General features: G+C 71.7%; 11 protein-coding genes. 8 read left to right on the top strand and 3 right to left on the bottom strand.

What is annotated here, in order from left to right; genetic code table 11:
- Nucleotides 1-9: 9 nt before the first annotated feature.
- From M1L60_RS45070 to M1L60_RS45045, 6 genes are all read left to right on the top strand, one after another.
- Nucleotides 10-1,278: an ABC transporter substrate-binding protein gene (locus M1L60_RS45070; protein WP_253243773.1), complete on the top strand. Its 1,269-nt coding sequence runs from the start codon at nucleotides 10-12 to the stop codon at nucleotides 1,276-1,278.
- A gap of 67 nt (nucleotides 1,279-1,345) precedes the next feature.
- Nucleotides 1,346-2,167 carry a carbohydrate ABC transporter permease gene (locus M1L60_RS45065; protein WP_253243784.1) on the top strand — a complete coding sequence of 274 codons (822 nt, stop codon included), beginning with the start codon at nucleotides 1,346-1,348 and terminating at the stop codon, nucleotides 2,165-2,167.
- Nucleotides 2,164-2,976, top strand: a complete 813-nt coding sequence (locus tag M1L60_RS45060; protein WP_253243772.1) for a carbohydrate ABC transporter permease — start codon at nucleotides 2,164-2,166, stop codon at nucleotides 2,974-2,976. The genes M1L60_RS45065 and M1L60_RS45060 overlap by 4 nt, the downstream gene beginning before the upstream one ends.
- Nucleotides 2,973-4,781, top strand: a complete 1,809-nt coding sequence (locus tag M1L60_RS45055) for a DUF8034 domain-containing protein (protein ID WP_253243771.1) — start codon at nucleotides 2,973-2,975, stop codon at nucleotides 4,779-4,781. Before M1L60_RS45060 ends, M1L60_RS45055 begins: the two co-directional genes overlap by 4 nt.
- Nucleotides 4,781-5,566: an RraA family protein gene (locus M1L60_RS45050; RefSeq protein WP_253243770.1), complete on the top strand. Its 786-nt coding sequence runs from the start codon at nucleotides 4,781-4,783 to the stop codon at nucleotides 5,564-5,566. The genes M1L60_RS45055 and M1L60_RS45050 overlap by 1 nt, the downstream gene beginning before the upstream one ends.
- Nucleotides 5,553-6,425: an aldo/keto reductase gene (locus tag M1L60_RS45045; RefSeq protein ID WP_253243769.1), complete on the top strand. Its 873-nt coding sequence runs from the start codon at nucleotides 5,553-5,555 to the stop codon at nucleotides 6,423-6,425. The genes M1L60_RS45050 and M1L60_RS45045 overlap by 14 nt, the downstream gene beginning before the upstream one ends.
- Before the next feature lie 35 nt (nucleotides 6,426-6,460).
- On the opposite strand, the gene M1L60_RS48185 is transcribed toward M1L60_RS45045, so the two are convergent.
- The 3 genes from M1L60_RS48185 to M1L60_RS45025 all read right to left on the bottom strand — a co-directional run bounded on the left by M1L60_RS48185 (nucleotide 6,461) and on the right by M1L60_RS45025 (nucleotide 9,568).
- Nucleotides 6,461-7,537 carry a Type 1 glutamine amidotransferase-like domain-containing protein gene (locus tag M1L60_RS48185; protein ID WP_308208641.1) on the bottom strand — a complete coding sequence of 359 codons (1,077 nt, stop codon included), beginning with the start codon at nucleotides 7,535-7,537 and terminating at the stop codon, nucleotides 6,461-6,463.
- Between the two features lie 83 nt (nucleotides 7,538-7,620).
- Nucleotides 7,621-8,418: an amidohydrolase family protein gene (locus tag M1L60_RS45030; protein ID WP_253243768.1), complete on the bottom strand. Its 798-nt coding sequence runs from the start codon at nucleotides 8,416-8,418 to the stop codon at nucleotides 7,621-7,623.
- A gap of 4 nt (nucleotides 8,419-8,422) precedes the next feature.
- Nucleotides 8,423-9,568, bottom strand: a complete 1,146-nt coding sequence (locus tag M1L60_RS45025; RefSeq protein WP_253243767.1) for an NADP(+)-dependent, decarboxylating phosphogluconate dehydrogenase — start codon at nucleotides 9,566-9,568, stop codon at nucleotides 8,423-8,425.
- A 230-nt stretch (nucleotides 9,569-9,798) separates the two neighbouring features.
- Here M1L60_RS45025 and M1L60_RS45020 point away from each other — a divergent pair, with 230 nt between their 5' ends.
- Together M1L60_RS45020 and M1L60_RS45015 are read left to right on the top strand one after the other, a co-directional pair.
- On the top strand, nucleotides 9,799-12,492 hold the full coding sequence (locus tag M1L60_RS45020) for a helix-turn-helix transcriptional regulator (RefSeq protein WP_253243766.1): 2,694 nt from the start codon (nucleotides 9,799-9,801) through the stop codon (nucleotides 12,490-12,492).
- A gap of 57 nt (nucleotides 12,493-12,549) precedes the next feature.
- Nucleotides 12,550-13,359 carry an alpha/beta fold hydrolase gene (locus tag M1L60_RS45015; protein WP_253243765.1) on the top strand — a complete coding sequence of 270 codons (810 nt, stop codon included), beginning with the start codon at nucleotides 12,550-12,552 and terminating at the stop codon, nucleotides 13,357-13,359.
- The last annotated feature ends 34 nt before the right edge of the window (nucleotides 13,360-13,393 follow it).

Here is a 13,393-nt window from a genome sequence, read left to right as displayed (position 1 = left end):
GGTGCCCCGATGTTCAGCCAACCAACGAAGAGCCTCAAAGCGCTCGCGGCTACGTGTGCTGCCGCCACCGCGCTCTTGCTGACCGCCTGTTCCTCGTCCGGCGGCGGCTTCCAGGAGTCGGGCGACACCGGCTCCACCACCTCGGCGAGCCTCCGCCTGCTGGTCAACATCACCCCGGTGCTGACCAAGGAGTTCTACCAAGACCTGGTCAAGCCCTATACCGACGCCCATCCCGGCATCACGGTGACGATCGAGGCCCCCACCGGCAGCGACGTCAGCGCCACCCTGCAGCAGCAGCTGGCCGCGGGCTCGGCCCCCGACCTGGTCTCGGGCAGCCTCGGCCGCGACACCGTGCCCCAGCTGGCCGCGCTCCCCGAGGAGCAGTGGGTCAAGGACGCCCCGTACGCCGAGCAGTCACGGGTCGGCGGCGTGATGTGGCAGGCCGGCAGCGGCAACCAGGTGCAATCGATTGTCTACTACAACAAGGCCGCGTTCACGAAGGCGGGCATCACCGCCCCGCCCAAGTCGCTCGACGAGTTCACCGCCGCCCTGGTCAAGCTCAAGGGCGCGGGCTTCGTGCCGACCCAGACCGCCGGCGAGTGGGTCACCGGGGCCCAGGTGCAGATGATGGGCAACGTCAACGTGCTGGGCCCGACCCCGGACTGGTTCACCCGGCGCAACACCGGCGGCGTCAGCTTCGCCGACAGCCCGTGGCGCAAGGTGCTCGACACGTACCAGAGCTGGATCGAGCAGGGCCTGACCCCGCGCGACGCGATGGGCCTGAAGTACCAGGACGCCATGGACCAGTTCGCGGCGGGCAAATCGGCCACGTTCATCATGGGCGGCTGGTACATCCCCACCGCCAAGGACGGCGTCGGCGTCTTCGCCATGCCGACCGTCGACGGCTCCCCCGCCCCGGTCGCCGGCAACCCGTCGATCCCGTGGTCGGTCACCAAGTCCTCGAAGAACCGGGCCGCCGCCGTCGACCTGCTCAAGTTCCTGGTCACCGACAAGGACGCGGTCACCAAGGAGCTCAAGGCCGAGGGCAACTTCCGCAAGGGCTTCGAGTACGACGCCACCCCGCTCAACAAGGAGGTCGCGGCGATCGTGTCGGCCGCCCCGGCCACGGTCGTCGCCTCCAACGGCCAGGGCGACAACTCCGCCCCGACCGGCTTCAACGACGAGTTCAACAAACTGGTGCAGGGCCTCTATCTGGACCAGAAGCCCGAGGGCGTGCTCAAGTCGATCGACAGCTGGTACACCTCGAATGCCAAGTAGCATCCGCTCGCGTGCGGCACTCCGGATCGGGGTGTCGCACGCGGTTCTCCTCACCCCGGCGACCGTGATGATCGCGCTGTTCATGCTCGCGCCGATCGCGCTCGCCGCCTATCTGAGCTTCACCGACTGGGACGGGCTGTCGCCGAACCCGCAGTCGGTCGGCTGGGACAACTACGCCCAGCTGTTGCGCGACTCCGACGTCGGGCACGCGGCCGTGGTGACCCTGATCGTCACCGTCGTCGGCACGCTGACCTGCAACATCGCCGGCCTCGGCCTGGCCCTGCTGCTCAACGGCCCGGGACGGTTGAACGGCGTACTGCGGGCCGTGGTCTTCTATCCGTACGTCATCGGCCCGATCATCATCGGCTTCCTGTGGTCGGCCATCCTCGGCGCCAACGGCGCGATCGCCCACGTGCTGGGCAACGCCGGGCACAGTCCGCTGCCGTTCCTGTCCGACCCGACCTGGGCCGTAGGCAGCATCGTGGCCGTCGTGGTGTGGTCGCAGTTCGGCGTGAACGTGGTGCTCTATCTGGCCGGACTGCAGACGGTGCCGCCGGCCCTGCACGAGGCGGCCCGGGTCGACGGGGCCGGGCGCTGGCAGACGTTCCGGTCGGTGACGTGGCCGATGCTCGCGCCGTCGGTGACGGTCAACCTGGTGCTCGTGCTGGTCGGGCTGCTGCGGGTCTACGAGATCGTGCTGGCGCTGACCAACGGCGGACCCGCGGGCCGGACGAACACGTTCGCCTTCCTCATTCTCAGCGAGTCGTTCCGGACCAACCATCTGGGCTACGGCGCCGCTCAGGCGATCACGCTGATGGTGGTCATCGCCGCGCTCGCCCTCGGGCTGACCGCGCTGCGCCGCCGGGCCGAGGACGCGGTGAGCGCATGAAGAACGTCCTCAAGGCCCTGGTCGCCCTGATCATGCTGGTCCCCGGGTACCTGCTCGTCGTCAACGCCTTCAAGAGCCAGGACGACATCACCGGCAACCCGTTCGGGATCCCCTTCGATCGATTGTCGATCAGCTATCTCACGGCGACGTTGTCCGACCCCAACTACTCACTGGTGCGGGCGTATCTGGTCACGGCGCTGTTCGCGATAGCCGTCAACGTGCTCTCGCTGGCGGTGAGCGCTCCGGCCGCGTACGTCATCGCCCGCGGCACCCGGGTGCGGCACCGGGCGCTGCTGGGCCTGTTCCTGCTCGGCCTGTTCATCCCGAGCCAGGTGCTGGTGATCCCGGTGATCTACGTGCTCAAGTTCCTCGGGCTGATGGGCACGGTCACAGGCTTCCTGCTGTACGAGACCACGCTCACCCTGCCCGTCTCGATGTTCCTGTACGTGGCGTACATCAAGACGCTGCCGCGGGAGCTGGACGAAGCCGCCCGGGTCGACGGGGCGGGGCCGATCGTCACGTTCTGGCGGGTGATCCTGCCGTTGATGCGCCCGGCCGTGGCCACCGCGGTCGTGCTGCACACGATCGGCGTGTGGACCGACTTCGTGAATCCGCAGATCATCCTCGGTCCGGGCTCGGCCCTCTATACCGTGACGACCAGCGTCTACGCGGCGATCGGCCGGTACTCGACCGACTTCACCGTGGTCTATCCGAACCTGCTCATGGCGGTCGCCCCGGTGCTGATCTTCTTCGTCCTCCTGCAGCGCAACATCGTGTCCGGACTCACCGCGGGAGCGACCAAGGGATGAGTTCCACCCCCATCACCAGCACCTTCACCGAGCCGCCCCGCTGGGCCGTGTTGCAGCGCGAGTTGTTCGACGCGCTGGACGCCGCGTGGCGGCAGTTCGAAGACCTGTACTGCGCGCCCGACGGGTCGCTTGTGTATGACGGTCAGACCGTCGGGCGAGATGGTGTCGACGACTTCTACGAGCCGTTCTTCAACTGGCCGGCGCTCTACACGCTGGGCGGCGCCGACGACCTGCTCGACGCCTGCAAGCGGCACTGGAACGGCGTGACGGGCCAGCTCGAACAGCGTGGAATGCTGACCGGCGGCTACGAGAACGGCTACGACTGGTTCCATCAGGGCGAGTCGCTGCTGTTCTTCTACAACCTGTGCGCGGCCGATCCGGCGACGTTCCGCGAGCAGGCGCTGCGGTTCGCCGACCTGTTCCTGCCGGGCTCGCCGACCGGCAACTACGACGGCGGGCGGCACATGATGCGGGCGCCGCACGTGGGCGCGCTCGGCCCGCGCCCGGGGCTCGGCGAGGATCGGCCGTACTCGGCCGGCAACCTCGGCATGCGTAAGTACGGCCTGCCTCTGCGAGACCTGGACGGCATCCGTACCTGGGAAGATCTGGCCGACGAGGGCAACGCCCAGCGGATGGCCGACGCGATGAACACGCGGCTGGGCACCGGTGACATCCCGCTCAACCTGGCCGCCACCTCGCTCGTGACCAACGCCTGGCTGTACGACCACGACGAGCGGTACGCCGCCTTCGTGCTCGACTACGTGGCGGCCTGGCAGGTGCGGGCCGCGGCCAACGGCGGCCTGCTGCCCGACAACGTGGGCCCGTCGGGGCGGGTCGGCGAGCTGCACGACGGCCGCTGGTACGGCGGGCACTACGGCTGGACCTGGCCCCACGGCCTGTACAGCGTGGTCGCGCCGGCGCTGGTGGCCGCGCTCAACCACACGCTCGTCACCGGTCATCCGGACAGCCTGGGCCTGCCCCGGGCCACGGTCGACGCGGCGCTGTCCCGGGCCCGCCTCGGCCCGCTCGACCCGGACGACTGCACGTTCTTCGACCACTGGCACGACCGTCTCGGCGCCGAGACCGGGTCGGACCTGCTGGTGGTGCCCTACCGTCGCGACCTCGACGGCTGGTTCGACCACCAGCCGCTGCCACCGGCCTACCCGGCCTGGTTGTGGTGGGCCGGACGCGACCCGGCCGACCGCCAGCGGCTGGACGACCTGGCCGCCCGGTCCGGCTACGACTGGCGCCGGGTGCGCGCCTTCCGCGAGAAGGAGGAGGGCGGTCACGAGCCGCCCTGGCTCCGGTATCTGGCCGGGGACAACCCGGATTACCCCGTACGGGCGCTCGAAATGGCCCTGGACCAGGTGCGCACCCGGCTCGCCGCGATGGCGGACCGGCCCACTCCCCCACCCGGCGACGACATCCACTGGTGGCAGAACCTCAACCCGGTCGTGACCGAGGTGCTGACCCAGTTGATCGGCGGCGCGCCCCAGCAGCTCTACAACGGCGGCCTGCCCCTGACCCTGCTGCGGTGGACCGACGCCGGGCGGGGCCGGCCCGGCCTGCCGCCGGACGTGGCCGCGCTGGTGTCCACGATCGACAACGACGGACTCACCGTGGAGGTCGTCAACCTCAGCCCCGGCACCGAGCACGACGTCGTGCTGACCGGCGGAATGTACGGCGAACACACCATCGGACCGTCCGACGGCCACCTGCACCTGCCGCCCCGCACCGCCACCACCGTGCGGCTGACCGTCGACCGGTTCGGAGCGCTCGCGCACCACCAGAGAAGGAGCACCTGATGACCACCGAGATCAACACTGTCTGGCCGCTGCCGCAGCGGGGCCCGGATTTCCAACGGGCCGACAAATCGCTGGTCGAAGCCATGGAACCGGTCAGCTCGGCCACGGCCTGCGCGCAACTGCACCAGATGGGCATCACACGCAGCTTCGTGGCCGGACCACGGCCGCTGGTGGCCGGCAGCCGGGTGGTCGGCCCGAGCGTGACGCTGCAGTTCATGCCCCAGCGTGAGGACGTGGCCAGCGGCGTCGCCCAGGAGTACGTCGAGCGCACGACCGCCCTGTGGGCGGTGCTCGAGACCATCCAGCCCGGTGACGTGCTGGTCATCCAGGCCTACGGCAGCCAGTTCACCGGATGTCTGGGCGACATGCTGGTGCGCTATTTCAAGCGCAAGGGCGGCGCGGGCATCGTCGTCGACGGCCGGATCCGGGACGCGCCGCGGGTGCGGGCGCTGGGCGTGCCGATCTGGTGCACCGGCACCACGCCGCACTACGCCTCCCAGTCCGAACTGTTCCCCTGGGCGTACGACGTGCCGGTCGCCGTCGGCGGAACCCTGTGCCTGCCCGGTGACCTCATGGTGGCCGACGACGACGGCCCGGTGGTGGTGCCGCGGCAGCGGGCAGCCGCCGTCGTCGAGCGGGCCCGCGACCACGAGAGCTGGGAGGTGTTCAGCCGATCGCGGATCGATGAGGGCGCCCGCCTGGCCGACTACTACCCGCTGACCTCGGACAGCCGGGACGAGTACGAGACGTGGCTCTCGACCCGGGGCGGCCATGAGCGCAATTGACGCGCGCACCATCCTGGGCACGGCCGCACTGGGCGACCGGCCCGACGAGGACGAGGCGGTCGCGACGGTGCTCGCGGCCGCCCGCGACGGCGTCTGCGGCCTGGACACCTCGCCCTGGTACGGCCGGGGCGCCGCGGAACGCCGGGTCGGCCGCGCGCTGGCCGGGCTGCCGCACGACGTGACGGTCTCGACCAAGGTCGGCTACGTCGTCGATCCGCCCGGCGACCGCCGCCAGGACTTCAGCGGCGACGCCGTCCTGCGGTCGCTCGAGGCCAGCCTGAACCGGCTGGGCGTGACGGCGATCGACACCGTGCTCATCCACGACCCCGAGAACCACATGCGTGAGGCGCTCGAGGGCGCCTACCCGGTGCTGCACCGGCTGCGGTCCGAGGGTGTGGTGCGAGCTATCGGTGTCGGCATGAACGAGGTGGCCGGCCCGCTGCGCTTCGTGCGCGAGACCGACCTGGATGTGGTGCTGATCGCCGGCCGCTACACGCTGCTCGACCGCAGCGCCGGCGACGAACTGCTGCCGCTGTGCCGCGAACGTGGCGTCGAGGTGTGGGCGGGCGGAGTCTTCAACACGGGCGTGCTGGCCGTGCCGGAGCCCGGAGCGCACTACGACTACGCGCCCGCCTCGCCGCAGATCCTGGCCCGGGCCAAGGCCTTGCGCTACCGCTGCGCCGAGTACGGGATCCCGCTGGCCGCCGCGGCCCTGCAGTTCCCGGCCCGGCACCCGGCAGTGCGGGCCGTGCTGCTGGGCCCGGCCGACCGCGCCCAGCTCACCGAGAACCTGCACCACTGGCGCCTGCCCATCCCCGACGAACTGTGGTCCGACCTCAACGCCGGGCGAGCTTCATAACCGGGGTCGGCCTGCGGCGACGTCCAGCGCACGTCTCAGACGCGTCCGATCAGGACGAAGCGCTGGGTCAGTACGGGGGTCTCGTCGGTGAGGTCGGGGGTGTGGCCGAGGGTCTCGGTGACGATGTCGCTGCGGAAGAACTCCTCGTGGGCGGCTCGCCAGGCGGCGATGCCGGGGTAGCCGCGGCCTTCCGCGTGGACGTACGCGGCGGTCACGGAGCCCAGCGGCTCGGTGGCGACCCGGGTCATCTCGATGACGGCGGCAGGATCGCCGTTCGAGTCGACCACGCAGAAGCGGTCGCCGGCCGCGGGCAGCGACTCGTGGAGGGCAGGCAGGCCGGTCATCGCCGTCTTGGTGCCGTCGAGGATGGCGGCGAGGCCGGAATCACGCAGAGGCCCGGGGGCGGCGAGTTCCAGCACCGGGAGGCCGTCGACCGGGGCCACCGGCGCGAACAGCCGCCAGTGGCCCTCGGTGATGACGTCGACGGCGCCGTCGACGACCCGGATCGCGGTGGCGTCGTCGATGGCGTAGGCCGGGTTGGGGAGGGCGGCGGCCCAGGTCTCGGCGGCGGCCATGGTGTTCTCGGGCAGGTCGGGATGGTCGACGTGCGGGAAGATCGAGAAGCCGACGACACCGAGGGCCTCGTCGGCGCCGGACGGCGGCTTCCAGCCGATGAACTCGTCGCCGATGCCGGGGGTCATCGCCATGCTGCCGCCGCTGTAGCTGAGCCAGACCTTGTCGTTCAACGAGGGCAACAGGGCGGCCAGGCCGGACTCGCACATCCAGTGGGCCATGAACAGGCCGTCGCCGCCACCGGCCAGCAGGACGTCGGCCTGCTCGACCCAGGACGTCCAGCGGTCACGGTCGATGCCGGGCAGCGCGGTCAGCTCGAGAATGCCGACCGACTTCCAGCCCAGCTCGGTCATCGGCTGCCCGGACTTGCCGGCGATGAACTCCCACGCGCCCGCGGGCCGGGCCCACGGGCTGCCGTACATGCCGGTCGGGATACAGAGGGCGGTGGCCTCGGCGATCGGCTTGCCCAGCAGCCCGAGCAGCGCCTCGTGAATGCTCGCGTTGTTGACGCCGGCCGACGTGAGCAGCAGCTTCATCATGCCTCCAGAACCGATTGCAAACCGCAAGTGGTTTCGCGAGGCTAACACTCCCCACCCACCAGCGCAGCCCAGCAACAACCGACTCAAGGCAGGCGGTAGACGCGGCGGGCGGTGTCGGAGAGGTGGTCCAGGCCGCCGGCGGCTGTGGAGACTTCGGCCATCCAAACTCGATAATCGATAGTCGATGAGGAAATGGGCCAGTCGCTGCCGGCCAGGCAACGGTCGACGCCGAACGTCGCTACCGCATGGGACAGCTGGGCGCGGATGCGCTCGAGATCGGCGCCGGCCGTTGTGGCCAGGCCGGAGAGCTTGACCGTCACGTTGGGGTGGGCGGCCAGCCGGGCCAGGTCGTCGGCCCACGGTTGCCACTGTGCCGAGGGCTTGCCCACGTGGTCGAGCACGAACGTGACCTCGGGGACCAGCCGCACCAGCTCGGTGACCTCGGGCAGCTGGACGCCGTCGATCGAGAGGTCGGCGGTCAGGCCGAGGTCGGCCAGCAGGCGTACGCCGGTGACGTGCTCACTGCAGAGCACGCGTCCCGCCGGCGCGCCCTGCACGTTGTGGCGCACGCCGCGCACCAGGGGCCGGCCTGCCAACTCGCGCAGCAGCGGCGCGGCCGCCTGCCCCTGGTCGAGCGGCGCCTGGGCGACGATGGCGGCCAGCACCGGCCAGTCCTGGGCCAGCGACTCCACCCAGGACACCTCGGCCAGCGACTGATCGGCCCGCACCCCGGCCTCGACGAAGACCGCCCCGGCCAGTTCCAGCCCACCCGTGTCCAGGTCCGCGGGCCGGAAGGCTCGGTCGAGGGGGCCGGTCAGCCACGGATAGTCCAGCACGTCCGGATCCCACAGGTGCAGATGCGCATCGATCAGCCCGGCCACAAGATCAGCCTAGGCCGCGCAGCACCGGCACCTCGAGGCCGACGCGCGTGGCCTCGGCCACGACCCGCCGCCAGGTCGGCCGATAGTGACGGACCGTCCCCGCGAAGTAGATATCGTCGTCCAGCCGGCCCGGGACGGGCTCCAGCTCGAACGCCTCCCGCACATAAGTGAGGAAGCGCCCGCCAACAGCACTCCCGGCCCGCCACGCCGACGCGATCTCGCCCCGGTGCTCCCCCGGCAGCCGCTCGAACCCCCGCGCATAGGCCGCGATCCGCGCCACATAAACCGCCTCGAAAATCTGCGCCACGCTGACGTCCAGCTCGCTTGGAAGCGAACGCCTGCCGATCTGCCCCGGCCCACTGACACCCCGCTCGGCACCAGGCGAGTGCTCACTCCCCTGCGCCGGCAGCGAATCGCCGAGCCCGACAGCGAGTGAATGCCCGGCGCCCAGCCCGAGCGCACTATCGCCGGACTCCACAGCAGCCGAACTCCCCGCACCCGGCCCCGCGGAACGATCGCCGGACTCGGCAAAGAGCGAATGCCCGACACCAAGCCCCGGTGGGGTTGTCGCGGATGAACGCTCGATGCCGAGTTCGGCGGTGAGGCGGGCCGCGAAGGGGCGGTCGTCGGGCCGGTCGAGAATCCGGGCGGCCGTCTCCATCAGGGCCGAGCTCAGTTCGCCGGTGTTCCAGGCGGCGAAGATCTCGCCGGCCTGCTCGGGCTTGCGGCCCAGCCCGGTCACGATCAGCTGGTACGCCTCGGTGGCCAGGCGGACGTCGGTGGCGGCCAGGTCGTCGTGCACCCGCTGGGCGTTGTGGCCGGCGGCGCCGGTGCCGGCATAGGCAACGCACGGCACGTTCTGCTCGCGGGCCGCGGTGGCCCGCAGGATCGGACGTACGCGCAGGTAGGCGGCATGATTCCCGCCGACGACATAGGCCGGGCCGTCGCGCAGGGTCGCCGCCCGCCGGGGAAGGCCGCAGCTCAGCACGTGAGCGCCGTCCACGACGATCGCCGCGTCGGCCTCCTCGTCGAGCAGGAAGATCACGTCCGGGCGCTCCTGCGGCGTCGCCCCCCGATAGCCGTGGCCAGCCAGGTTGGCGGCCAGCGCCCGCGCCGGCTCCCCCGGACCGGCGACTCCGACGAGTGACACAGCCTCACCTCTTCCCGCCCCACCGAACGACCCGGCCCGGCCACGAACGCGACCTACCGTCCGCGTGGCCGGTCGCGCCGCTCCAGGGGGCCGGGTTGCCCACCGATTCGCGACCCATCGGGCGTCGTGTCACGACCGTAGTGGGGTGGAGTGACGATCAAGTGTGCGCGTTCGCGCAGAGTCGGGATGGGAGCGCGACCATCGGGGCCGGGCGGTGGAAAGGTGTTCGTGTGGACGCGCTTGTCGGACGGGGTCGGGAGCTTGATCTGCTCCGCGCGATGCTGGCGGCCGTCGTCGAGGGGCGAGGGGCGTCCCGGCTCGTGCACGGGTCGGCGGGCGTCGGCAAGACGGCCCTGCTGCGGCAGTTCGCTGACGAGGCTCGGGCCCGCAACTTCCGGGTCCTGTTCGCAGCCGGTGTCGAGACCGAGCGCTGGTTCCCCTTCGCCGCCCTCCACCTGCTGCTTCAGCCGCTGGTGCGGTCGGCCGGCGAGCTCCCGGAAGCCTTACGGGCGGCCTTCGGCGCTACTCAGGCCCACCCGGACGTCGCGCGGGTCGCGCTGGCCGCCCTCGAACTGGTCGCCGATGCGGCCGAGCGGCAACCCGTCCTGCTGATCGTCGACGACCTGCAGTGGCTCGATTCGTCGAGCCGGGACGTGGTCGGGTTCATCGCCCGGCGTACGCGGGAACACCCGATCTTGATCGTCTGTGCCGCCCGCACCGAGCATTCCGGGTGGCGGTGCGCCGACGACCACCCCGAGTTGTTGCTCGGGCCGCTCGGGCCGCCCGAGGCGGCCGAACTGCTGGACTCCGGCCGTCCGGGGCTGGCCCCGCCCGTACGGCGGCTGATCCTGGACCGGGCGGCGGGCAACCCGCTGGCCCTGGTCGAGCTGCCCAAGGTGCTGCGAAGTGTCCCCGAGGACCCGGCCGATCTGCCGCTGACCCAGCGCCTCGAGGCCGCGTTCGCCGACCGGACGGCGGCGGTCAGCCCGGCCTGCCGAGCTCTTCTGCTGCTGCTCGCGGCCGAGCCCGTGGCGCCGGTCGACGTGCTGCTGACGGCCACCGCCGGGCTGGTCGGCGCCGAGATCAGCAAAGACGTCGTCCGGGAGTCCTTCGAGGCCGGTCTGACCGACGGCGACCGGGCCGGCCTGCAGTTCCGGCACCCGCTGATGCGGTCGGCGATCTATCAGCGGGCCACGGTCGCCGAGCGCCTCGCCGCCCACCGGGAGCTGGCCGCGGCCCTGGCCGGGCAACCCGAGCGGCGGCTGATCCACGAGGTGGCGGCGGCCCTGGGCCCGGACGACGGGCTGGCCGACCGGCTGGAGCGGGTGGCCGACGATGCGTACGGGAAGAATCGGGGACCGGCCGCGGTGACCGCGCTGCGGCAGGCCGCGCGGCTGACCGGGTCCGCCCCTCGGCGCACCGCGCTGCTGCTGCGGGCGGCCGAGCTGTCGGCCGAGTTGAACGATCACGCACAGACCCGGGCCCTGCTCGATCGGGCCGACCTCACCGCGCTGGGGCCGGTGGAGCGGGCGCGGCTGCTGAACGTGGCCGAGATCGCCCTGTTCGCCACCGACGACCCCGACCGCCGGGTGCACGAGCTGGTGGCGGCGGTGGCCGCGGCGCGGCAGGCGGGGGCGGCCGACGTGGCGCTCAACCTGCTGTGGCGGGCCGCGGCGCGCTGTTTCTATCAGGACGCCGGGCCGTCGGCGCGGGCCGCGGTGGCGGCCGAGCTGCACCGGTCGGAGTTCGACCCGGACGATCCGCACACGCTGGCGGTGTGGTCCTACGCCGACCCGTACGGTCATGGCGCCGACGTGCTGGCCCGGCTGCCTTCGGATCCGCCGGACGAGGGTCGCTCCCTGCACCTGCTCGGCAGCGCGGCGTTGTGCCTGGGTGAGTTCTCGGTCAGCTCCCGGCTGATGGCGGCCGCGGCGGCGGCGTGGCGGGTGCAGGGCCGGCTCGGGATGCTGGCCCGGGCGCTGGCCGGGGCCTGGCCGACGGCGACGATCGGCGAGATCGACCGGGCCCGCACCGAGGCCGAGGAAGCGTGCGCGCTGGCCGAGGAGACCGGCAGCGTCATCGCCCTGCTGGCCGCCAAGGCCACGGCCGCGATGGTGGCCGTGCTGCGGGGCGACACCGGTCAGGCCGCCGAGCGGGTGCGGGACCTGCGGGCGCATCCTCAGTTCCCCGGAATGCGCGGGTTCGCGGTGATGCTGGCGGCCCAGGTCGACGGTCTGGCGGCGATGATCGAGGGGCGTCCGGCCGAGGCGTTCGCGCTCCTGGCCCGCATCTTCGACCCGGCCGACCCGCATCACCACTCGGTGCTGCAGTGGGCCGTGGTGCCCGATCTGGCCGACGCGGCGGTGGCGGCCGGGCTCGAGGAGCAGGCGCGCGAGATTCTCGCCGGGCTGCCCGACCAGGCCCGGCGGCTGCCGTCCGAGATGATGGTGACCTCCGCGGCCTACGCCCGGGCAGCGCTCGGCCCCGATGAGAACGGCGAATCGACGTACGCCGAAGCCTTGCGCACGGTGCCGGCCGAGTGGCCGCTGTTGCGGGCGCGACTGACCCTCCAGTACGGACGATGGTTGCGCCGCCGCCGACGCTATGTGGACGCCCGAACGCCGTTGCGGTCGGCCCGTGACGAATGCGACCGGCTGGGCGCCCGCCCGTGGGCCGACGAGGCCCACAGCCAGTTGCAGGCGACCGGCGAGGCCAGCAGCCGCCGCAGCCACGCCGCCCAGGACCGCTTGTCGGCCCAGGAGTTGCAGGTGGCGATGCTGGCCGCGCAGGGCCTGAGCAACCGCGAGATCGGCCGGCGGCTGTTCATCTCGCACCGGACCGTCGGATCGCACCTCTCACACGTCTTCCACCGGCTCGGCATCAACGGCCGCGGCCAGCTGGCATCCGCACTCGATAGGAACTGAATCGGCACCGCCCCCTCCTAGCGTCCGACGGTGAAGACGCATCCTGAGGAGGATCCGATGGTACGAACCAGATCACGACTGATCGCCGTGGCCGCGGCCCTGGTGCTGACGGCCGGCACGCTGATCGGGGTCGGGCCCGCGGCCCAGGCCGGCGGTGGCAAGAAGGCGAAACCGACCGTCGTGCTGGTGCACGGGGCGTTCGCGGATTCGAGCGGCTGGAACGGGGTGGTGAGCCGGCTCGCCCGGGACGGGTATCCGGTGATCTCGGCGGCCAACCCGCTGCGCGGGGTGGCTTCGGACGCGGCCCAGGTCAAGGCGCTCCTGGACAGCATCAAGGGCCCGATCGTCCTGGTCGGTCACTCGTACGGCGGCATGGTCATCAGCAAGGCCGCGGCCGGCGACAAGGACGTCAAGGCCCTGGTCTACGTGGCCGCGTTCGCCCCGCTGGCCGGGGAGAGCGCGGGCGACCTGTCGGCCAAGTTCCCCGGCAGCACGCTGGCCGCGACGCTGCGCCCGGTGAAGCTGCCCGGCGGTCAGCAGGACCTGTACGTCGACCCGGCCAAGTTCCACCAGCAGTTCGCGGCCGACGTGCCGGCCCGTGACGCCGCCCTGATGGCGGTGGCCCAGCGCCCGATCACCGCGGCCGCGCTCGACGAGAAGGCGGCCGGACCGCAGGCCTGGCAGAAGGTCCCCTCGTACTTCCTGGTCGCCGGGGGCGACAAGAACATCCCGCCGGCTGTGCAGTACTTCGAGGCCAAGCGGGCCAAGGCGGCCGCCGTCCGCACCGTGAGGAGCGGCTCGCACGCCGTCTTCGTCTCGGAGCCGGGCATCACCGCGGCGTTCATCGAGAAGGCTGCCCGGTCCTGAGCTGAGCGCCGTCCGCCACCATGGGTTACGTTGC

This window comes from Paractinoplanes aksuensis, assembly GCF_024137025.1.
Classification (GTDB): domain Bacteria; phylum Actinomycetota; class Actinomycetes; order Mycobacteriales; family Micromonosporaceae; genus Actinoplanes; species Actinoplanes aksuensis.
This window is presented reverse-complemented; position numbering and strand designations above follow the sequence as displayed.